The 20,853-nt window shown below is 69.0% G+C and carries 23 protein-coding genes; 7 read left to right on the top strand and 16 right to left on the bottom strand.

Annotated elements, in window-relative coordinates; genetic code table 11:
- Positions 1-34 precede the first annotated feature (34 nt).
- The 9 genes from pth to lgt all read right to left on the bottom strand — a co-directional run bounded on the left by pth (position 35) and on the right by lgt (position 8,370).
- Complete coding sequence (pth, locus tag K9D25_RS12635; protein ID WP_244375653.1) at positions 35-646, bottom strand: aminoacyl-tRNA hydrolase; 612 nt, start codon at positions 644-646, stop codon at positions 35-37.
- 132 nt (positions 647-778) lie between these two features.
- Complete coding sequence (locus K9D25_RS12640; RefSeq protein ID WP_244375655.1) at positions 779-1,402, bottom strand: 50S ribosomal protein L25/general stress protein Ctc; 624 nt, start codon at positions 1,400-1,402, stop codon at positions 779-781.
- A 167-nt stretch (positions 1,403-1,569) separates the two neighbouring features.
- Positions 1,570-2,487: a hypothetical protein gene (locus tag K9D25_RS12645; protein WP_244375657.1), complete on the bottom strand. Its 918-nt coding sequence runs from the start codon at positions 2,485-2,487 to the stop codon at positions 1,570-1,572.
- A 128-nt stretch (positions 2,488-2,615) separates the two neighbouring features.
- On the bottom strand, positions 2,616-3,569 hold the full coding sequence (locus K9D25_RS12650; protein ID WP_244375658.1) for a ribose-phosphate pyrophosphokinase: 954 nt from the start codon (positions 3,567-3,569) through the stop codon (positions 2,616-2,618).
- A 149-nt stretch (positions 3,570-3,718) separates the two neighbouring features.
- The gene (locus K9D25_RS12655) at positions 3,719-4,396 is read right to left on the bottom strand and encodes a hypothetical protein (RefSeq protein ID WP_244375660.1); all 678 of its coding nucleotides are present in this window, start codon (positions 4,394-4,396) and stop codon (positions 3,719-3,721) included.
- 86 nt (positions 4,397-4,482) lie between these two features.
- A complete protein-coding gene (locus K9D25_RS12660) occupies positions 4,483-5,634 on the bottom strand; it encodes a M24 family metallopeptidase (RefSeq protein ID WP_244375662.1) in 1,152 nt (383 codons plus the stop codon).
- A gap of 8 nt (positions 5,635-5,642) precedes the next feature.
- Complete coding sequence (gene pgeF, locus K9D25_RS12665; protein WP_244375664.1) at positions 5,643-6,404, bottom strand: peptidoglycan editing factor PgeF; 762 nt, start codon at positions 6,402-6,404, stop codon at positions 5,643-5,645.
- Complete coding sequence (locus K9D25_RS12670; protein ID WP_244375666.1) at positions 6,401-7,528, bottom strand: class I SAM-dependent methyltransferase; 1,128 nt, start codon at positions 7,526-7,528, stop codon at positions 6,401-6,403. Before K9D25_RS12670 ends, pgeF begins: the two co-directional genes overlap by 4 nt.
- A complete protein-coding gene (gene lgt, locus K9D25_RS12675) occupies positions 7,525-8,370 on the bottom strand; it encodes a prolipoprotein diacylglyceryl transferase (protein ID WP_244375668.1) in 846 nt (281 codons plus the stop codon). The genes K9D25_RS12670 and lgt overlap by 4 nt, the downstream gene beginning before the upstream one ends.
- Positions 8,371-8,575: 205 nt before the next feature.
- On the opposite strand from lgt, the gene K9D25_RS12680 reads away from it, so the two are divergent.
- The 5 genes from K9D25_RS12680 (at position 8,576) to K9D25_RS12700 (ending at position 11,836) form a co-directional block, all read left to right on the top strand.
- Positions 8,576-8,863: an accessory factor UbiK family protein gene (locus K9D25_RS12680; protein WP_244375670.1), complete on the top strand. Its 288-nt coding sequence runs from the start codon at positions 8,576-8,578 to the stop codon at positions 8,861-8,863.
- A 258-nt stretch (positions 8,864-9,121) separates the two neighbouring features.
- Entirely contained in the window at positions 9,122-9,622 is a 501-nt protein-coding gene (locus K9D25_RS12685; protein ID WP_244375672.1) for a YbjN domain-containing protein, read from the top strand.
- A 127-nt stretch (positions 9,623-9,749) separates the two neighbouring features.
- Positions 9,750-10,574 (top strand): pyrroline-5-carboxylate reductase, encoded by an 825-nt coding sequence (proC, locus tag K9D25_RS12690; protein ID WP_244375674.1) that lies wholly within the window; start codon positions 9,750-9,752, stop codon positions 10,572-10,574.
- 112 nt (positions 10,575-10,686) lie between these two features.
- Positions 10,687-11,388, top strand: a complete 702-nt coding sequence (locus K9D25_RS12695; protein ID WP_244375676.1) for a TetR/AcrR family transcriptional regulator — start codon at positions 10,687-10,689, stop codon at positions 11,386-11,388.
- Positions 11,389-11,482: 94 nt separating this feature from the next.
- Positions 11,483-11,836: a tRNA-binding protein gene (locus K9D25_RS12700; protein WP_244375678.1), complete on the top strand. Its 354-nt coding sequence runs from the start codon at positions 11,483-11,485 to the stop codon at positions 11,834-11,836.
- 9 nt (positions 11,837-11,845) lie between these two features.
- On the opposite strand, the gene K9D25_RS12705 is transcribed toward K9D25_RS12700, so the two are convergent.
- The 3 genes from K9D25_RS12705 to K9D25_RS12715 form a co-directional block, all read right to left on the bottom strand.
- Positions 11,846-13,183: an ATP-binding protein gene (locus tag K9D25_RS12705; RefSeq protein WP_244450864.1), complete on the bottom strand. Its 1,338-nt coding sequence runs from the start codon at positions 13,181-13,183 to the stop codon at positions 11,846-11,848.
- Between the two features lie 62 nt (positions 13,184-13,245).
- Positions 13,246-13,986 carry a response regulator gene (locus K9D25_RS12710; protein ID WP_244375680.1) on the bottom strand — a complete coding sequence of 247 codons (741 nt, stop codon included), beginning with the start codon at positions 13,984-13,986 and terminating at the stop codon, positions 13,246-13,248.
- Positions 13,987-13,999: 13 nt separating this feature from the next.
- Positions 14,000-14,581 carry a MarR family winged helix-turn-helix transcriptional regulator gene (locus tag K9D25_RS12715; RefSeq protein WP_244375682.1) on the bottom strand — a complete coding sequence of 194 codons (582 nt, stop codon included), beginning with the start codon at positions 14,579-14,581 and terminating at the stop codon, positions 14,000-14,002.
- A 252-nt stretch (positions 14,582-14,833) separates the two neighbouring features.
- Here K9D25_RS12715 and K9D25_RS12720 point away from each other — a divergent pair, with 252 nt between their 5' ends.
- Positions 14,834-15,724 (top strand): branched-chain amino acid aminotransferase, encoded by an 891-nt coding sequence (locus K9D25_RS12720; RefSeq protein ID WP_244375684.1) that lies wholly within the window; start codon positions 14,834-14,836, stop codon positions 15,722-15,724.
- A 104-nt stretch (positions 15,725-15,828) separates the two neighbouring features.
- Here the strand turns inward: K9D25_RS12720 and K9D25_RS12725 are convergent, their stop codons facing one another.
- The 4 genes from K9D25_RS12725 to uvrC form a co-directional block, all read right to left on the bottom strand.
- A complete protein-coding gene (locus tag K9D25_RS12725; RefSeq protein ID WP_244375685.1) occupies positions 15,829-16,287 on the bottom strand; it encodes a molybdenum cofactor biosynthesis protein MoaE in 459 nt (152 codons plus the stop codon).
- A 15-nt stretch (positions 16,288-16,302) separates the two neighbouring features.
- Entirely contained in the window at positions 16,303-16,554 is a 252-nt protein-coding gene (gene moaD / locus K9D25_RS12730; RefSeq protein WP_244375687.1) for a molybdopterin converting factor subunit 1, read from the bottom strand.
- Positions 16,551-17,192: a CDP-diacylglycerol--glycerol-3-phosphate 3-phosphatidyltransferase gene (gene pgsA, locus K9D25_RS12735; RefSeq protein WP_370874118.1), complete on the bottom strand. Its 642-nt coding sequence runs from the start codon at positions 17,190-17,192 to the stop codon at positions 16,551-16,553. Before pgsA ends, moaD begins: the two co-directional genes overlap by 4 nt.
- 144 nt (positions 17,193-17,336) lie before the next feature.
- Positions 17,337-19,463, bottom strand: a complete 2,127-nt coding sequence (uvrC, locus tag K9D25_RS12740) for an excinuclease ABC subunit UvrC (RefSeq protein ID WP_244375689.1) — start codon at positions 19,461-19,463, stop codon at positions 17,337-17,339.
- A 186-nt stretch (positions 19,464-19,649) separates the two neighbouring features.
- Between uvrC and K9D25_RS12745 the strand changes: the two genes are divergently transcribed.
- A complete protein-coding gene (locus tag K9D25_RS12745) occupies positions 19,650-20,759 on the top strand; it encodes a sulfotransferase family protein (protein ID WP_244375691.1) in 1,110 nt (369 codons plus the stop codon).
- Positions 20,760-20,853 lie beyond the last annotated feature (94 nt).

Below are 20,853 nucleotides of genomic sequence, written 5' to 3' on the forward strand. Positions count from 1 at the left end.
AGTGAGGGGTGCCCCGGCGGGTGCTGTCCGGTGTTCAGCCCGGCTTCTTGCCGGGCTTTTCCGCCGGGCCGACGCCGCGCGCTTCCAGAAACAGGTGCATGCGGTTCTGAAACTCGTCCAGCCGGTGAGTGGCGAGCAGGCCGGCAAGTTCGGCGCAGCCGTCGCACACCGCCTCTACCCAGTCGCGTTCGGCCTTGGCGAAGTCGCTCAGCACATAGTTGTGCACCAGCGCCTTGTCGCCGGGATGACCGATGCCGAGCCGCACGCGGGCATAGTCATTGCCGCAATGGGCGGTGATGGAGCGCAGGCCATTATGCCCGGCATTGCCGCCGCCGACCTTGTAGCGCACCTTGGCGGGCGGCAGGTCGAGCTCGTCATGGAAGGCGAACACGTCGCGCAGCTCGATCTTGTAGAAGCGCTGGGCTTCGGCGACGGCGCGGCCGCTCTCGTTCATGTAGGTTTCCGGCAGCAAGGCGAGCACCTTCTGGCCCTCGATCTCGCCTTCGCAGGCCGCGCCCTGAAAGCGGCGGCGCCAGGGCGAGAAACGGTGCCGGCGGGCGATGGCGTCCACCGCCATGAAGCCGATATTGTGCCGGTTGCCGGCATATTTGGACCCGGGATTGCCGAGCCCGGTGAACAGCAGCACCGCGCGCCTCCTGCAGTTCATGCCTCGCCGCGAAACGACAAGAGCCGGAAGCGGGCTTCCGGCTCTCCTCGCGGGATGGGCGGGCGGCACCGCGAAGGGCCGCCCGGATCAGCCGTTTCAGCCGTAAAGGCGTCAGCCCTTGGCGGCGTCCGCCGCGGCAGCCGCGGCTTCGTCTTCCTCGGCTTCCTTCAGGCCCGACGGGGCGGTGATGGTGGCCAGCGTGTCGTCGCCATGGCCGGCCCAGGTCACGCCCGCCGGCAGCTTGACCGCCGAGAGGTGGATCGAGTCGCCGAAATTGTAGCCGGAGAGATCGACCTCGATCGCGTCGGGGATCGCGTCCGCCGGCACGTTGAGGGAAACGGTGTGGCTGACGATGTTCAGCGTGCCGCCCTGCTTGATCGCCGGGGCCGTCTCGGCGTTCAGGAAGTGCACCGGCACGTCGACCGCGAGGCTGGCGCCAACGGCGACGCGCAGGAAGTCGATGTGCAGCGGGAAGTCCTTGACCGGATCGAGCTGGTAGTCGCGCGGGATCACCCGGTGCTTCTCGCCCTCGACCTCGACGTTGAACAGCGTGGTCAGGAAGTGGCCGGCATAGATGATCTTGTTGATCTCGATATGATCGAGCGTGATGCCGACGGGGGCCTTGCCGTCGCCATAGATGACGGCGGGTACGCGACCGGCGCGGCGTTCTGCACGAGCGGCCCCCTTGCCGACCTTCGTGCGCGCCTGCGCCTTCAGTTCCTTGATGGCGGTCATGATTGTCCTCAAATGGTTGCAAAAGGAGAAGGCCGCTTGCGCGGCCCGTTCCTTCAGGCTTGGTACGGTGAGCCCCGGCGCGCCTCCAGGGGTGCGGAAAGGCCGGAACCGGGCGGGCTCATAGCAGCAAAAGCCTTGGCCGGCAATGCGCGGCCCGCGTGGCGGGGTCAGAACTTGCCGAGCACGCCCGCCTTGACGAGGCCGCTCGCCTCCGAACCGGGCGCCTGCGAGCGCTCCACCGAGATGTAGCGCTCGGCACGGCCGGCCGGCGCGCGCAGCTCCACCCCGGTGACCACGTTGTTCCCCTTGTCCACCTCGACCTTCGTGCCGAGCTGTTCCGCGCCGAGGCCGAGCGGCGCCAGCGGCACCGACACGGTGCTGCCGACGGCGATATTGTCATAGAGCGAGGCGGAAGCCGGGTTCGGTCCGGCCGAGGCGCCGACCGTGCCGGTGCTGTAGACGGTGAGATTGTCCTGCTCCAGCCCGAGCCGACCTTTCAGCTCGCCCGAGCCGCTGGTGCTGGTGGTCGCGAGCGCGCCCGAGGCGGGAGCGGTGGCGTTGGCGCTGGAGGAAACCGACATGATCGCCGCGCCCTGGCGCAGTTCCATCTGCGTCGGCAGCTGGGCCCGCGCCCGCTGCACGGGGGCACTGCGCTGTTCGATGAGCTGGTAGGGCGTGGGCGCTTCCGGCTCCGGCTCCTCCGGCGGCCCGCCGAGGCCGAGCTCGATGGTCTCCCACAGCGAGGGCATGACGGCGGTTTCCTGCGCGGGATCGAAGGTCACGGGCGCGTCCGCGACGGCCGGCGGGGTGGGCTGTGCCGCTTCCGCCGTCGCTTCCGCCGCGTCGTGCGCGGCGTCATAGGCCGAGCCTTCGGCCGCCGCCTCGTCATAGGGCGAGATCATGATCACCCCGAACCACGGGTCCGGCAGGCCGGGCTTGGTCACAGTGCCGATGGACTGGGCGGCGGCGGGCAAGGCCAGGGCGAGCATCAGGCCCGTCGCGGGGGCGACGCGGCGGGCGAGGGGCGCGAGGCGGATCCCGAAGGGGCGCGGCAAGGAGAGACGCGGCAAGGGGGTACGCGGCATCAGAACAGTCCGGTCGGTTTCAGCGAGCGGACAGGGTGCAGCCGAACTGTGGACGCAAGATGGCGCAGCGCAGCATTTTGACGCCGCCCGTTCAACATCAAGGGGTTAGGCGGTATTTCCGCGCCCGCTCAGTCGAACAGGCTGGAGACGCTTTCCTCATGCGCCGTGCGGCCGATGGCCTCCGCCAGCAGGCTGGCGATGGAGATGACGCGGATGTTGCGCGCCACCCGCACCGCTTCGGTCGGCTGGATCGAATCGGTGATCACCAGTTCCTTGAGATTCGAGGCGGTGACGCGCGAGACCGCGCCGCCCGACAGCACGCCATGGGTGATATAGGCGTAGACCTCGGTGGCGCCGCGCGCCAGCAGCGCGTCCGCCGCGTTCACCAGCGTGCCGCCGGAATCGATGATGTCGTCGACGAGGATGCAGCGCTTGCCCTCGACATCGCCGATGACGTTCATCACCTCGCTCTCGCCGGGGCGCTCGCGGCGCTTGTCGACAATGGCGAGCTGGGCGTCGATGCGCTTGGCCAGCGCGCGGGCGCGCACCACGCCGCCCACGTCGGGCGAGACGACGGTGATGTCGGACAGCTCGAACCGCGACTTGATGTCCGCCACCATGACGGGGGCGGAGAACAGGTTGTCGGTCGGAATGTCGAAGAAGCCCTGGATCTGGCCGGCATGCAGGTCGACGGTGAGCACGCGGTCGGCGCCGGCATGGGTGATGAGGTTGGCCACCAGCTTGGCGGAGATCGGCGTGCGGCCGGAGGACCGGCGGTCCTGGCGGGCATAGCCGAAATAGGGCAGCACGGCGGTGATGCGGCGGGCGGAGGAGCGGCGCAGCGCATCGGTGATGATGAGCAGCTCCATCAGATGGTCATTGGTCGGGAAGGAGGTGGACTGCAGGACGAACACGTCCTTGCCGCGCACATTCTCCTGGATCTCGACGAAGATTTCCATGTCCGCGAAGCGGCGGACCACGGCCTTGGTCATCGAGGTGCGCAGATAGGCCCCGATCGCTTCCGCCAGCGGGCGGTTGGCATTGCCGGCGACGAGTTTGATCGAACCGTTATTGTCAGACATTCCCGGCGCGCTCCCAGCCGTCAACCTTCCGCCGGCCGTCTTATGGCCGTCGCGCAGACCTGATAGGCGGGCCGGCCCGGCCTGTAAAGGTTCCAGAGCCGCGTCGCGCCCGCTTGTCCCATGCGTTGCCGCATAGGTGCCACGCGGGTTCAGGGATGCGAGGCGAAGGTGAGGGCGCTGCTCGCGCCTTCGGTCGCGGAAGGTGCCGTTACGACATCGGCGGGGATGTCGTCCGGCACCGCGCTGGCGACGACGGGACCGTCGCCGGGGTTGACCGGCGGAGCGTCCGCCGGGTCGAGTTCGGGCGCGGCGGCCGGGGTCGTGGACGCGCCCGCAGGCGTGCCGCCGGCGAGGCGGGTCGAGATTTCGCTGAGGCTCTGGGCGGCGATGCGCTGCACCGTGGCGTCGTCCAGATTGTTCCAGACATCCTTGCCGGGGCCGACCTTCTCACGGCCGGCGACGCGCAGCACGCGGTCGCTGTCGGCATCGAACACGTCCCACACCCAGTCGACCTCGCCCTTGCCATTGGCGACGGTGGCGGCGAGATAGCCGCGCACCCGGTAGGCCGCCTGCGACCCGCGCGAGACGACGGGCATCTGCCGGGCCTTGGCCTGGTCGGAGAGGTCGGCCACCAGCCGGTTGAACACCGGCTCCGGCGGGCCGTCGATGGATTCGAAGGCGATGGTCTTGTTGCCCGAGGAGATGGCGGTCGCCGCCACTGGCTTGTTGCCCCCGCCATTGGTCTGGCAGGCGCCGAGGGCGAGGGCGGCAAGGAGAACCGCGGTCGTCGTGAGGCGTCGGCCCAGAGGGCGGAAGCGAGCGAGCATGAACCATTCCCTGTGGGCTGGTCGCGCCGCGTGTCCCTGCCGAAGCAGGGCCGCGAACGTCGCCAGCGGACGGGAAAGGGTTAAAACTAATTAACGATCAGGTCCAGAGGGGCGGGCGTTAAGCCCTCGTTAGCGTTAACGCCGACGAGATAGGTGCGCCCGAGGCACATGGCGGTGCCGGTGTCGCTGTCCATCAGAATCATGTGCGCGAACAGCACCATGCCGGGCTCCAGGACCCAGGGATTGTTCTCGTAGAACATCGGCGGGTCCATCCAGGAAGGGGTGAACTTGGCGCCCAGCGAATAGCCGCAGGCGGCCAGCCGGTGCTTTTCCAGCCCGTGCCCGTCCATCACATGCGCATGGGCGGCGAACACCTCGCCGGCGGTGCGGCCGGGCACCATGGCGTGGGCGCAGGCTTCCAGCGCCTGCTTCGCCGCCGCGAACAGTTCCAGATGCCGGTCGCGCGGCGGGCCGATCACCACCGTCTCCATCATCGCCGCATGGTAGTGGCGATAGGCGCCGGCCCATTCCAGCGTGAGCTGGTCTTCGTCGCCGAGCACGCGCCGGCCGCTCTTGTAGCGGCAGAGCAGCGCGTCGGCGCCCGAGCCGATGATGAACTCATTGGCGGGATAATCGCCGCCACCTTTGAAGATGGCGCCCTGCATCGCCGCCAGCACCTCGCCCTCGTCGACGCCCGGCGCGATGGTGGCGAGCGCCGCCTCGCGCGCCGCCAGCGCCAGCTTGCCGGCTTGCCGGACATACAGGATTTCCGCCGCCGACTTCACCGCCCGCAGCCGGTCCACCAGCCGCGAGGCGTCGATGAGCGTGGCGATGCCGTCAAAGGCGGCGTCCAGTTTCCGGCCATTCGCGGCGGTGAGGCCATAGCTCTCATATTCCACGCCGATGCGCCCGCCCGCGCCGCCCAGCTCCGTCACCATGGCGCGCAATTGCTGCTGCGGCGTGGCGTCGGCGCGGTCGGTCCAGACGCGGATATCCTGGATCAGCGAGGTGTGCTGCGCCTGCCGCAGATCGGCCGAGCGGGTGAGGAGCGCGAGCCGCCCATCCGCGCCGAGCCACAGCGCCTGGAAGAAGCAGAAGCCGAACGTGTCATAGCCGGTGAGCCAGTACATGGACTCCTGCTGGAACATCAGCAGCCCGTCGAGCCGCTGTTCCGCCAGAACGGTCAGCAGGCGCTGGCGGCGGCGCTCGAATTCCGGTGCGGTGAAATGCAGGGTCATGGCGAAGCTCACACCAGGGTGATGGCGGCGATCAGGCGTCCATAGTCGGGCTCGCCGCGATGGGTGGCGCGGCGATAGGAGAAGAAGCGCGCCTCGTCGGCATAGGTGTCGAGACCGAGATCGTCGATGGTGCCGACGCCCAGCGCGGTGAGCCGGGCGGCGATGTAGCCGGGCAGGTCGAACAGCGCATGGTCCGGCCGGGGCGAGGGGATGAGGAAGCGCGCATTGCCGGAGTCGAGGCCGGTGAGCGTTTCAATGAAATCCGGCCCGACCTCATAGCTTTCCTGCCGGATCAGCGGGCCGATGGCGGCGACGATGTTCTCCCGGCGGGCGCCGAGTTCTTCCATGCGGGCGAGCGTGGCGTCGAGCACGCCGCCGACCGCGCCCTTCCAGCCGGCATGGGCGGCACCGACGACGCGGGCGTGCGGGTCGGCGAACAGCACCGGCCCGCAATCGGCGATGGTGACGGCGGCGGCGATGCCCGGCGTGGCGGTGGCGACCGCATCGGCCTTCGGCCGCTCGTCCCACAGCCGGTCGACGATCACGCAATCGGGCGAGTGGATCTGCCAGGCGGTGAGCAAATGGCCGGACGGCACGCCGAGCGCGGCTTCCATGCGGGCGCGGTTCTCCGCGACATGGGCGGGCTCGTCGCGCGAGCCTGTGCCGCCATTGAGCCCGGCATAGAGGCCCTGCGAGACGCCGCCCTCGCGGGTGAAGAAGGCGTGGCGGATGCCCGGCAGGCCGCTCAGCGCGGGGGATTCGACCTTCATGCGGGATTGTCCTCGAACAGTTCGGAGGGGGCGAATCCGGCCACCATGTCGAGCGCAGGATGCACCAGGGCGAGCGCCTTGAAGAGGGCGCCCATCTGCCCCTCCTCCGTGCCGGCGAGGCGCAGGCGCGCCGCCTCCACCATTTCCCGGTCGGCCTCGCTCGCCGCGCGCTTCAGCCGGAAGGCGCGCTCGTCCAGGCCGAGCCGCTCCAGCAGCGGGCCCTGGCCTATGGGGCCGAACACCCGTGCGCCGGCCGTGCGGGCGGCATGGGCGAGGGCGGCGAAGTCGACATGGGCGGTAAGGTCCGCTTCGCCGGGATGGGCCAGCACATCGTCGAAGGCCCGGCGATAAAGCGCCTGCAGCGTGTCGCCGAAGCCGCCGCCGCGCTCCTGCTCGCCGGCATGGCCGTAATCGACCAGCAGCGCCGCGCCGCCGCTCAAAGCGATGCGGGCACCGAGCGTGGCGGCGATGGAGAGGCCGAGCGGGCAGGTTTCCAGCACCGCGCCCAGCGGGGCGGCGGCGAGGCGGGCCTCGCCGCGCGCATCGAGCCGGGCGCCAGGGCGCAGGCCGAAGGCGAGGGTGCCGGCGGAATCGAGGCCGACCATGCGCTCGGCGATGCCGTCCGGCGTGCGGACGAACTGGCGGATCGGCAGCGCGTCGACGAATTCGTTGCCGAGCGCGATCAGCGGGCCGGGCGGCAGCGCCTCGATCCGCTCCACCCATTCGACGGCATGGCCGCGCAGCGTTTCCGCCTGCCGGGCGCGCAGGCGGGGCGAGGCTTCCAACAGCACCACGCGGGCGGCCTCATGCAGGCCGGGCACGCGGGCGGTGGCGCGCAGCATGTCGGCCATCATCGTGCCGCGGCCGGGGCCGAATTCGGCAAGAACAAAAGGTGCGGGCGAGCCGAGGCGCAGCCAGGTTTCCGCCGCCCACAGGCCGATGAGCTCGCCGAACATCTGGCTGATTTCCGGCGCGGTGATGAAATCGCCTGACGTGCCGAAGGGCTCGCGCGTGGTGTAGTAGCCGAGCGTCGGGTGGAACAGGCACTGTTCCATATAATCGGCGACGGTGATCGGGCCGGTGAGGGCGATCTGCCGGGCGAGCTGTTCCGCCAGCGCGTTCATGCGGCACCTGCGCTCAGCGCCGGGCGCTGGCGGGCGCGCCAGATGAGCCAGCTTCCCAGCGCCAGCATGGGCAGGGAGAGCAGCATGCCCATGGTCAGCCAGCCGCCGAAGAGATAGCCGAGCTGCGGGTCGGGCTCGCGGAAGAACTCGACGAAGATGCGGGCGCAGCCATAGAGAAACACGAACATGCCGGCCACCGTGCCCGGCCGGGCCAGCGCGCCGGCGCGGATGGCGAGCTGCAGGATGAGGAAGATCGCCAGCCCCTCCAGCCCCGCCTCATAGAGCTGGCTCGGATGGCGCGGCTCCGGCCCGCCATGCGGGAAGACGAAGGCCCAGGCGACATCGGTCGGCCGGCCCCACAATTCGCCATTGATGAAATTCGCCAGCCGCCCCAGGAACAGGCCGACCGGCACCACCGAGGCGGCGATATCCAGCATGGAGACGAAGGGCAGGCCGCGCCGCCGGCAGAACAGGTACATGGCGAGGATGGAGCCGAGGAAGCCGCCATGGAACGCCATGCCGCCATGCCACAGGGTGAAGGCCTGCAACGGATTTTCGGCATAGAAGGGCAGGTTGTAGAACAGCACATAGCCGATGCGCCCGCCGAGGATGACGCCGACCGCGATCCACACCACCGCGTCGTCGAACTCCTCCGGCTTGATCGGCGCCTGCCCGCCCCACAACGCCGGGCTGGAACACAGACGCTTGGCCATCCACCAGCCGAACAGCAAGCCGCCAATATAGGCCAGCGCGTACCAGCGTATGGCGAAGGGGCCGAGCTCGATCAGCACCGGGTCGATGTTCGGGAAGGGCAAAGCGAGCAGCGGCGGTGTGAGCAGCATCGGACCTCTCGGCGGAAGGGCGCGCGGCCGGCGGCGGACGTGCGGAAGGCGGCATCTTCGCTTTGCCCCCGTTGCGTGACGGGATCAAGGCGCCTGTGGCCGCCGCGCACCGCGCAAAGGCCGCTCCCCTTGCGATCACCGCCCGGCCGCCCCATTGTTTCTGCAAAGGCACGGCATAGTACCGGCCTCATCCCGGGAGATGACCATGACCCAGACCACCGGCCGGATCTTCGACGATTTTGCCAAGCTGATGAACGACGCGGCCGGCGTCGCCACCGGCGTGCGCCGCGAGGCGGAAGGCGTGATGCGCGCCCAGGCCGAGCGCATCCTGCGCGAGCTCGATGTCGTCACCCGCGAGGAATTCGAGACGGTGAAGGAACTCGCCGCCGCCGCGCGCGAGGAGAATGAGCGGCTCGCCGCCCGCATCGCCGCGCTGGAGGCCCGCGAGTCGAAGCTTGAGGCGACGATCGATCCGCCCGATTCGCTTGGTTGAGCCGTTCATCCGCCTGGCTTGTGGACGCTTCGACACGGCGCTTGCCGCGCCGGGCCGAATCCCGCGACAAGTCAATGGTGCCAATTTTCGCCATGGCCCGTTTTTATACGGACCATGGTACAACGGTCGTAGCGAGGTACGGATTCAGCGCGATATAGTTGGGACGACGGCGATTCGTTCGATTCTTGAACGGCTTGCCTCAGCCGTCGCGTTGCGTGCGTTCGACCCCCTCCGCGTCCCACCCTCGCGAGGTCGAGCATGACCCATACTAGTGACTTCGAGACCGACATCAGCCTCAACCCGCTGGATCTCGTCGAGCGCATGGCCGCGCTCAACGAATGGGCGTTCGAGCGCTCGGCCGAGGACGAGATCACCATCTCCCTCGAAGGGCGGTGGACGGATTGCCATGTCTCGTTCCAGTGGATGGACGAGGTCGAGGCTCTGCACATCGCCTGCGCCTTCGACCTGAAGGTGCCGGAGAAGCGCAAGACCGAGGTGCTGCGCCTGCTCTCGCTCATCAACGAGCAGATGTGGGTCGGCCATTTCGATCTCTGGTCGAAGGAAGGCGTCATCATGTTCCGCCACGCGCTGCTGCTGGCCGGGGCGGAAGCCACCGACCGCCAGTGCGAGGTGCTGATGGAATGCGCCATCGAGGCGGTGGAACGCTATTTCCCCGCCTTCCAGTTCGTCGTCTGGGCCGGCAAGACCGCCCGCGAGGCGATGGACGCCACCCTGTTCGAGACGGTGGGCGAGGCCTGACGCACAGGCCCGCCGATCCGGCGCACACTCCCATTGCCAAAGCGGCGCGACGGCGGCAGTAAGACCGCTGACGGCGCGCATTCGCGCGGATGAAGACGCGCGCTCGCGCGGGCAGGGGAGTTCCACAATGGCCACACTTTCCGACATTCCCGGGCGGGTGCTGCTTGTCGGCGCCGGCAAGATGGGCGGTGCCATGCTGGAAGGCTGGCTTGATCTCGGGCTCGATCCGGCGCGGGCGGCGGTGATCGACCCGGCGCCGCCGGCGGAAGTTGCTGCCCTCATCGAGGCGCGCGGCGTGGCGCTGAACCCGCTCAATGGCGGCCCGCCGGCGGTGATGCTGCTGGCGGTGAAGCCGCAGGTGGCCCCCGACGTGCTCGCCCGGGTGGCCGGGCTGGCCGATGCCGGCACGCTCATCGTCTCGGTCATGGCGGGGCGCACGCTCGGTTTTCTCGAATCCTATTTTCCCGCCGGGGCGGCCGTGGTCCGCTCCATTCCCAACACGCCGGCGGCGATCGGGCGCGGGGTGACGGTGGCGGTAGCCAATGGCGCCGTGAGCCCCGACCAGATGAACATCGCCGACGCGCTGCTGCGCGCCACGGGCGGGGTGGAATGGGTGGAGGACGAGGCGCTGATCGATGTCGCCACCGCCGTTTCCGGCTCCGGCCCGGCCTATGTGTTCCTGCTGGCCGAGGCGCTGGCGGCGGCGGGGGCGCAGGCGGGCCTGCCCGCCGACATGGCCGACCGGCTGGCGCGGGCGACGGTGGCGGGGGCGGGCGAGCTGATGGTTCGCACCGGCATCGACCCGGCGCAGCTGCGCCGCAATGTCACCTCGCCCAACGGCACCACGGCGGCGGCGCTCGCCGTGCTGATGGACGAGGACAAGGGCTTCGGCCCGCTGCTGTCCGAGGCGGTGGCGGCGGCGGCGCGGCGTTCGCGCGAACTCGCAGGCTGAGCGCTCCCGCTTTCGTGCGCGAACCCTGCCGGGATTTGCCGCGCGGGGGCTTCTCCCGTGCGGTGCCGCACCCTACATCAGGGTGAGGCAACGTTCAGGAATGGAGGTCATCATGGCACGCTCCCCGGGAACGAAAGCGACCACCGAGAAGGTGAGCGAGGGGCGCGCCCTCGCCCTCGACAGCTTCATGCGGCTGCTGGCGCGCAAACCTTTCGAGCGCATCAGCCTCGGCGAAGTGGCGGACGAGGCGAAGATGCCGCTTGCGGAGCTGCGCGCCGCCTTCGGTTCCACCTTCGACATGCTCTCCGGCTTCCTGCGCGAGGTCGATTCCAAGGTGCTGGCCGCCCCCACCGACGACATGGCGGACGAGCCGGCCCGTGACCGTCTGGTCGATGTGCTGATGCGCCGGCTCGACGTGCTGGCGTCGCACAAGGCGGCGCTGCGTTCGCTGATGGACTCGGCGCGACGCAACCCGTTCTTCGCCCTTGCGCTGAACAAGCTTTCCGTGCGCTCGCAGCAATGGATGCTGGCGGCGGCGCGCATCGACACCGCCGGCCTGAAGGGCGCGGTGCGGGCGCAGGGACTGGCGCTGGTGTTCGGCCGGGTGCTGCAGACTTTCCTCTCCGACGACGATCCCGCGCTCGCCCGTACCATGGCGGCGCTGGACCGCGAGCTGGCGCGCGGCGAGCGGGCGCTCGGCCTGATCGAGGGAGCGGTGTGCCTCGCCACCGGCGGACGCCGTGGGAGCCGGGGAACCGACGCACCCGCCGCGCCGGAGACCCCGGTTCCGCCGGACGCGCCCGTGATGGCGTGACAGCGACGCCGGGCTTTCGCGTAGACTGACCGCCGGAATCACCTCGCGCCGCCTCTGGTGCGGGGTTTGTGGCGTTCAGCTTGAGGCGTTCATCATGAGTCTTGCCCCCATCGAACAGATCACGATCGCGGACTTCCTCAAGGTCGATATCCGCGTCGGCACCATCATCCAGGCCGAGCCCTTCCCGGAGGCGCGCAAGCCGGCGATCAAGCTGGTGATCGATTTCGGCCCGCATATCGGCTGCAAGAAATCCTCGGCGCAGATCACCGTGCATTACGCGCCGGAGGATCTTATCGGGCGGCAGGTGGCGGCGGTGGTGAACTTTCCCCCGCGCCAGATCGGCCCGATCATGTCCGAGGTGCTCACCCTCGGCTTTCCCGACGCCGACGGCGCGGTGGTGCTGTTCAAGCCGGACCAGGATGTGCCCAACGGCGCGCGGTTGTTCTGAGGCTCGCGTCTACACCGGAATCCGGATCGTCGCCCGCAGGCCGCCGAGCGGGCTTTCGCCGAGAATGACATCGCCGCCATGGGCGCGGGCGGCGTCGCGGGCGATGGTGAGGCCGAGGCCGGAGCCGCCAGCATCCTGATTGCGCGCCTCGTCCAGCCGGAAGAACGGACGGAACACATCCTCGCGCAGATCGGGCGCGATGCCCGGCCCGTCATCGTCGACGGTGATGGTGAGCCAGCGCTCGTCGCGCGTGCCGGTGATTTCGATGCGCGCGGCATGCCGGCCGGCATTGCCGACGAGATTGGCGAGGCAGCGGCGGAAGGCGTCGACGCGCACCATCACCAGCGGGTCGCCGCTATAGCTGGCGCTCACCCGCGCCCCCTGCCGCTCGGCGTTGAACCGCGCCTCCTCGATCAGCCGCGCCATGTCGGCGAGCGCCGGCGTTTCCGCCACATCCTCGCGGGCGAAGGCGAGATAGGCCTCCAGCATGCTCTGGAGATCGTCGACATCCTTGCGCAGCGCCTCGGTGTCGGCGCTGTCGCCGAGCAGCGCCAATTCCAGCTTGAACCGGGTGAGGATGGTGCGCATGTCGTGGCTGACGCCGGCGAGCATGGTGGTGCGCTGCTCGATCTGCCGTTCGATGCGCCGCTTCATTTCGAGGAAGGCCAGCGCCGCGCCGCGCACCTCGCGCGCGCCGCGCGGGCGGAAGCCGGGCACGTCGCGGCCCTTGCCGAAGGCGATGGCGGCATCGGCCAGCGCCTCGATCGGCTTGATCTGGTTGCGCAGGAACAGGATGGCCACCGCCATCAGCACCAGCGCGGTGCCCACCATCCACAACAGGAAGATGTGCGAATTGGAGAGATAGGCCTGGCTGCGGCGGGCAAACACCCGCAGCACCATGTCGTCCAGCTGCACCCGCACCTCGATGAGGTTGGAATTGCCGACCGTGTCGGTCCAGAACGGCCGGTGCAGGCGCTTGGCCAGTTCGCTGGTGAAGGCGGAATCGAGGGTGGAGAAAAAGGGCTTCGGGCCGGGCGGCGGCAGGCGCTCCCCGGGCAGGAAATCCACGGTGAGGCCCAATGTGAGCTGGGCGATGCGCTTGATCTTGTCCTGGTCTTCCTCGGTGGGGAAGGCCACGGCGAGCTGGGTGACGGCGGTGATGTCCTGCGACACCGCCGCGGAGAGGCGTCGCGTCACCGTGTTGTAGTGCCGCTCCATGAACACGAAGGCGAGCACCGATTGCAGGATCACCACCGGGGTGACGATGATGATCAGCGAGCGGGCGAACAGGCCCTTCGGCATGACGCGGTTGAACCACGCGCCGAAGCGGGCATTGTTCTCCCGCATGCGGCGCTGGGTGAGGCGCAGGCGCGCCCGCGCGGCGCCCACCACGCTGGTGTCGCGGGGGCTCAAGGAGCGACGACCAGCCGGTAGCCGACGCCGCGCACCGTCTGCACATAGGCCGGATTGGCCGGGTCGCGCTCGATCTTGCGGCGCAGCCGGTTGACCTGCACGTCCACCGCCCGGTCGCCGGCGGCGACGCCGGGGGCCACGAGGTCCTGACGCGGCACGGTCTGGCCCGGCGCCTCGCCCAGCACCCGCAGCATGTCGCGCTCGCGGTCGGTGAGGCGCACCAGCTCGCCGTCGCGGGTGAGTTCGCCGCGCGCGAGATGGAAGGTGAAGGGGCCGAAGCGCACGGCCTCGATGGCCTGCGCCGGCGGCGGGGCGGCGCGCTTGATGATGTTGCCGATGCGCAGCAGCAATTCGCGCGGCTCGAACGGCTTGGCGAGATAATCGTCGGCGCCGATCTCCAGCCCCTCGATGCGGTCGCCCGGCTCGGAGCGGGCGGTGAGCATGAGGATGGGCACGGGGGAATCGGCGCGCACCGAGCGGGCGAGGTCGAAGCCGTTCTCGCCCGGCATCATCACGTCGAGGATCAAAAGGTCGAAGGCGAGGCCGCCGAGCCGGGCGCGCGCATCGGCGGCGGATTCCGCCGTGGTGACGCGGTAGCCATGCTCGGTGAGGAAGCGCGACAGCAGGTCGCGAATGCGGCGGTCGTCATCGACGATGAGCAGGTGGAAGGCGTCGTCGGCAGGCATGGTGCGGGATTCCCTTGCCGCTTCGGCCGGGCTCAGGCGGGCGTCGAGCATGGCGGTCCTCCCGTCAGCCGGCCGTCCGGCCGCGGGCGGCGCTGCGCGCCTCCACGGCCTGGTCGGCGCGGGCGATCAGCTTCTCGGTCGAGCTGCGATCTTCCGGGTCGATCATGGCGACAAGAAAGCGGCGCACCAGCTCGCGCGACTCGCCGCCGCTCTCCTCCAGCGCCCGGCGGATGCGGCGGGACTGGATGGCGACGAATTCCTGGGTCAGCGCCTCGCCCTTGGGGGTGAGGTAGAGCAGGCGCTGGCGGCGGTCGGACGCGCCGGCGCGGCTGTCGATGAAGCCCTGGTCCACCAGCTCCCGCAGCACCCGGCCGAGGCTCTGCTTGGTGATGCGCAGAATGTCGAGCAAGTCGGTGACGCGCATGCCGGGATGGCGGTTGACGAAATGCAGCACCCGGTGATGCGCCCGGCCGAAGCCGAAGCCCTGCAGGATCTCGTCGGGATCGCTGACGAAATTGCGATAGGCGAAGAACAACAGCTCGATCAGGTCGAGCATCGGCTCGCCCTCGGAGGACGACGAGCCACGCGCCGCCCCCGGCTCGCTCTTGCCGGTGCGCGCTGTCAGCGAGACATTTATGTCAGCCATGTTGACTTTTTTCGTTATGATCGTTACCCAGATGTCCCGTTCAACGAAAGGATCGTTCGGCACGCCGCCCGATCCGCCTCGGAACAGGACAAAGTCGTACCCGCTCGTGCCGAGCGGCGACGATAACGGGACTTCGGCCGCGAGGCAAAGCGTTGCGCTCTCGCCGGACAGGCCGTAGCCACCATGCCGAAGGAAAGAAGGGCTCCGGCGCCTCCCCATGGCGCGCCGGCGCACCGGTTGGGAGACTTAACCATGGCGAGCGAACCTTTCGACAAACGCAGCGGCTGGATCTGGTATGACGGCGCCTTCGTGCCCTGGCAGGACGCGCAGGTCCACGTACTGACCCACGGGCTGCACTATGGCAGCTGCGTGTTCGAGGGCGAGCGCGCCTATGGCGGCGAGATTTTCAAGCTCGACGAGCACACGACGCGTCTGAAGCACAGCGCCGAACTGCTCGACTTCGAGATTCCCTACAGCGAGGACGAGATCAACGCCGCCTGCCGCGAATTGCTGACCCGGCAGAAGCTGGTGGACGCGTATCTGCGCCCCGTCGCCTGGCGCGGCTCGGACATGATGGGCGTTTCCGCCCAGCACAACCAAATCCACCTCGCCATCGCGGCGTGGGAATGGCCGAGCTATTTCGACCCGGCGCAGCGGCTCAAGGGCATCCGCATCGGCATGGCGAAGTACCGCCGTCCCGACCCGCAGACCGCGCCCTCGACCTCCAAGGCCGCCGGCCTCTACATGATCTGCACCATCTCCAAGCACGCCGCCGAGCGCGAGGGCTTCGCCGACGCGCTGATGCTGGACTGGCGCGGCCGTGTCGCCGAATGCACCGGCGCCAATGTGTTCTTCGTCAAGGACGGCGTGGTCCACACGCCAGAAGCCGACGCCTTCCTCAATGGCATCACCCGCCAGACGGTGATCGCGCTCGCCAAGCGGCGCGGCATCGAGGTGGTGGAGCGGGCGATCATGCCGGAGGAGCTGGCGAGCTTCGACGAGTGCTTCATCACCGGCACCGCCGCCGAGGTGACGCCGGTGTCCGAGATCGCCGGCCAGCACTTCCAGCCCGGCCCGGTGACCAAGACGCTGCTGGAGGACTACATGTCCGAGGTGCAGCCGAAGAAGGCGGAAGCGGCCTGAGGGCTGCTGAGAGCGCATGATGGAAATGCCGGCCCTCGGGCCGGCATTTTTCGTTTGCCTGGGCTCCTGCCGTCATCCCGGCCGAAGGGCGGAGGCAAAATCGGCTAGTTCCAGCGCTCCGCCGCGTCGTCGTCTTCGTCCTTGGCGACGACCCAGGCGGTGCCCTCGTCGCGCTCTTCCATCTTCCAGAACGGCGCGCTGGTCTTCAGCCAGTCCATCAGGAATTCGGCCGCCTCGAAGGCGGCGGCGCGGTGGGCGGAGGCGGTGACGACGAGCACGATATTGTCGCCCGGCACCATGCGGCCATAGCGGTGAATGACGGTGGCGCCGATCAGCGGCCAGCGGGCGCGGGCCTGCTCGACCAGCCGGCCGATCTCCTCCTCCGCCATGCCGGGATAATGCTCCAGCGTCAGCGCGATGAGCGGGGCGCCGCCGGGGGCGTCCTGCGCGCGGCACAGGCCGGTGAAGGTGACGACGGCGCCGACGTCGGTGCGCCCCTTCGACAGGGCGGCGGCCTCCTGCGCGGGGTCGAAATCCTGCGCCTGGATGCGGACGGTGAACATGCTCACCTCGCTGGTTCAGCCGCCCGTCATGGGCGGGAAGAAGGCAATCTCGCGTGCGTCGCCCAGCGGCGTGTCGGGCCGTGCGTGCCGCCGGTCGAGCGCCGCGCGGACGATGCGCGGATTTTCGAAGGCGCGGGCATAGCCCTCGCCGCGGGCGGCGAGATGGGCGGCGAGTTCGGCGACGGTGGCGACGCCTTCCGGCACCGCGACCTCCTCCGCCTCCAGCCCGATGCGCTCGCGCACCCAGGCGAAATACAGCACCTTCACGCGTCGTCCCCGATCAGATGGCGGGCGCCGGCGCGGAAATAGTCCCAGCCTGTATAGAGTGTCAGCAGCGCCGCGATCCACAACAGGCCGATGCCGAACAAGGTGATGCCGGGCACCACGAGGTCCGCCGCCGGGCCGGCCAGCAGCACGCCGACCGCCACCAGCTGGGCGGTGGTTTTCCATTTGGCGAGGCGGGTGACGGGAACGCTGACGCGCAGTTCGGCGAGAAATTCGCGCAGGCCGGAGACAAGAATCTCGCGGCACAGAATCACCAGCGCCGCCCACAGCGACCAGCCGCGAATCGTGCCGTCGGAGGCCAGCATCAGCAGCGAGGCGGAAACCAGCAGCTTGTCGGCGATCGGGTCGAGCATGCGGCCGATGGCCGATTGCTGCGACCAGGCGCGGGCGAGATAGCCGTCGAAGAAATCCGTGATGGCCGCGACCGCGTATAGGGCTACGGCGACCCAGCGCAGCCACAGGCCGCCTTCGAGAATGTCGGACCAGAACAGGCAGGCGGCCACCAGCGGCACCGCCACGCAGCGGCCATAGGTGAGGATGTTGGGCAGCGACATGGCGTGTCCGCGCGTCACCTTGGCCGGCTCCCGATCCGTCTGCGGGTTAGATGCGACATCGACCATACTGCGCCGGCTCCCTCACAGGCAGGTAAACATGCGAGCCGGCCGCGTCAATCGCGTCCCGGTCCCCAGCCTTGCCTGCCGCAGGCTTATCACGATGCGTCAGGGCTGTGGCCATCGCATGACGCGCATGGCCGTTCCAGTCCTTCATGTCGCCTTGGCATGAAAGAAGTCGTAAACCGCCCGCGCCGTCGCCGCGTTCACCCCCGGCACGCCTTCGAGATCGGCGAGCGAGGCGCGTTCAATGGCTTTGAGCGTGCCGAAATGGTGCAGCAGCGCGCGCTTGCGGGTCGGGCCGATGCCGGGAATTTCCTGCAGCCCGGCCTGGGTCAGGTCCTTCTTGCGCCGCGCGCGGTGCGAGCCGATGGCGAAGCGGTGCGCCTCGTCGCGCAGGCGCTGGACGAAATACAGCACCGGGTCGCGCGGCTCCAGCCGGAAGGGCTCGCGCCCCGCGACATAGAAGGTCTCGCGGCCGGCGTCGCGGTCCGGCCCCTTGGCGACGCCGACCATCGGCACATCGGTGACGCCGAGGCCGGCGAGGGTTTCCTGCGCCGCCTTCAACTGGCCGGGGCCGCCGTCGATGAGCAGAAGGTCCGGCCAGGCGGAGGAGGCGGCGGACGGCATGTCGTCGGCTTCCCTCTCCCCGTCGGGGAGAGGTGGCCCGCGAAGCGGGTCGGTGAGGGGGGGCGCGCGTGCCGGTTCCGGAGGCGGCTCCCCCTCACCCCAACCCTCTCCCCCAAGGGGAGAGGGGGAAGGGAGGGGCACCGCCCGCGGATTCTCCTTCAAGAGGCGGGAGAAGCGGCGGGTCAGCACTTCGCGCATCATGCCGTAATCGTCGCCCGGGGTGAGTTCGGTCGAGCGGATGTTGAACTTGCGGTACTGGCTCTTGGCGAAGCCTTCCGGCCCGGCGACGATCATGCCGCCGACGGCGTTCGAGCCCATGATGTGGCTGTTGTCATAGACCTCGATCCGCTTCGGCGGGCCCTGGAGCGCGAAGGCGCGGGCGAGCTCTTCCAGCAGCCGGGCCTGGCTGGCGCTTTCCGCCAGCTTGCGGCCGAGCGCCTCGCGGGCGTTCTGCAGCGCGTGCTCGACCAGCTCGCGCTTCTCGCCGCGCTTGGGAGCCGCGATCTCCACGCGATGGCCGGCGCGGGTGGAAAGCGCCTCTTCCAGCAGCTCGCGCTCGGCAATGTCATGGCTGAGCAGGATGAGGCGCGGGCAGGGCTTGTCCTCGTAGAACTGGGCGAGGAAGGATTCCAGCACCTCGCCGATCTCCAGCGTCCGGTCGGCGCGGGGATAGAGCGCGTGGTTGCCCCAGTTCTGGCCGGTGCGGAAGAAGAACACCTGCACGCAGGTCGCCCCGCCTTCCTGATGGATGGCGAACACGTCCGCCTCTTCCACCGAGCGCGGGTTGATGCCCTGCGTGCCCTGCACGGCGGAGAGCGCCGCGAGGCGGTCGCGCAGGGCGGCGGCGCGCTCGAATTCAAGCTCCTGCGAGGCGGCTTCCATCTCCCGCGCCAATTGCTCCTTCACCGCCTTGCTGCGGCCGGAGAGGAAGTCGCGCGCCTCGCGGACATATTCGGCATAGTCGGTGTGGCTGACCTCGCCGGTGCAGGGGCCGGCGCAGCGCTTGATCTGGAACAGCAGGCAGGGGCGGGTGCGCGCCTCGTAGAAGCTGTCGGAGCAGGAGCGCACCAGAAACGCCTTTTGCAGCGCGTTGATGGTGCGGTTCACCGCCCAGACCGAGGCGAAGGGCCCGTAATAGTCGCCCGGCCGGTTGCGGGCGCCGCGATGCTTGGTGATCTGCGGCGAGACATGGTCGCGGGTGATGAGGATATAGGGAAACGACTTGTCGTCGCGCAGCAGCACGTTGAAGCGCGGGCGCAGCTGCTTGATCAGGTTGGCTTCCAGCAGCAGCGCTTCGGTCTCGGTGCCGGTGGAGACGAATTCCATCTCGGCCGTGGCCGCCACCATGCGCATGATGCGGGCGGTCAGCCCGGTCGGGCGGGTATAAGCGACGATGCGGCGCTTGATGCTCTTGGCCTTGCCGACATAGAGCACCGTGCCGTCCGGCCCCAGCATGCGGTACACGCCGGGCCCGCTCGGCGCGTGCTTGAGGGCGCGCGCAATGGCGGCGCGGCCCATGGCGACGGAGCCCGGCGCGGGCTCGGCCTCCTCGGCTAGGTCGGCAATGAGGGCCTCGTCCTGGTCGAGCTCGGCGATGTCGGCATCGTCGGTGTCGAGGTCGGGCATGTCGCGGGTCGGTCGGGCAATCATGTGTCCCTAGATACGCATCTGCGGCGCGGGCGAACAGGGGGCGGGTGCCTCTTCCCCGCGCCTGTTTCCGTTGCGGCATAGGGCTGGAACATGCGCCGGGCGCCGGAAACGACGCCGTCTTCGCTCTCCGCCGCCGATTGGCGAGACCCCTGATACCCGGGGGAATCGGCGGTCGGGATTTGGTGTATGGACCGACGCGCCCGAGAGGTGCCGTTCGGCGTTCTGCCGCTGAAATCCCTGGCTGAACTCATCGCTTTCCCGGCAGTGATTTGCTGGTGGAACTTGTCGCCGGGAATAAAAAGCGGCTTAGTGTTCTTCCCATTTTACCTGTCGGCAATGGCGATACCGGCCTTATCGGAGCCGCATACGGGCATGCGCTTCAGTCTATTCCGCTCCCGCCGCACGAGACCTCTCATTCTCGTCCTTGGCATGCATCGCAGCGGGACGTCGGCGACCACGGCCGTTCTGGGCAAGCTGGGGTTCGCCATGCCCAGGATCCCTATGGCGCGGCATGAGGACAACCCAACCGGCTATTGGGAGTCGGCGCGTCTATGCGCGTTGCATGACGATATGCTGAGGGAGGCCGGCAGCCGATGGGACGACTGGACGGCGCTGCGGCTGGTGGCTAACCGGGCCCGCACCCGCAAGCTTTTGGCGGTGCTGGGAAAGGAATTCGATCTGAGCCGCATCAGCACCGTGAAGGACCCTCGCATCTGCCGGATGGTGCCCTTTTGGCTGGATGCCCTGGCGACCGGCGGGCTCAGCCCGCGCATCGTGATCCCCTACCGGAATCCGCTGGAAGTGGTCGCCTCCCTTGCCAAGCGTGGCGACGCAATGACCACGGAACATGGTCTCCTCCTCTGGCTCCGCCATGTCCTGGACGCGGAGGCCGAGACACGCGATCAGCGCCGGGTGTTCCTGCGCTACGACCGGTTGATCGAGGATTGGCCCGGCACAATGGCACGGGTGGGGCGGGCGCTTGAACTGGAATGGCCGGTCGCGCCCGCAGAAGTCGCCACCGAGATCGACGCCTTCCTCGACAAACGCCTTCGGCGCCAGATGGTGACGGAGCCGGAACTGCGCCTGTTCAACCCCTGGCTGGCCGACACCTTTGACGCTCTCGATATCCTCAGCGACGAGAGCCGCGACCCGACCGTGGCGACGGAGACGCTCGACCGGATACGCCACGCATTCAACGCGATGTGCGCGACCCGGCGGGACGAACTGCCGTTCCTCATCCGGTCGCAGGCCGCCTCCGCTCCTTCCGATACCGCGTTCGCGCCCCCGAGCGGCTGAGGCGACGACCGGGCGACGGCAGAAAGGGCGGGAAGGGCGTGACGTTCCGCCGAAGCCTCGGTGCCGACCGACACGCGGGAGCGGTGACGTTACC

It is taken from the genome of Ancylobacter polymorphus (genome assembly GCF_022836935.1).
Taxonomy (GTDB): domain Bacteria; phylum Pseudomonadota; class Alphaproteobacteria; order Rhizobiales; family Xanthobacteraceae; genus Ancylobacter; species Ancylobacter polymorphus_A.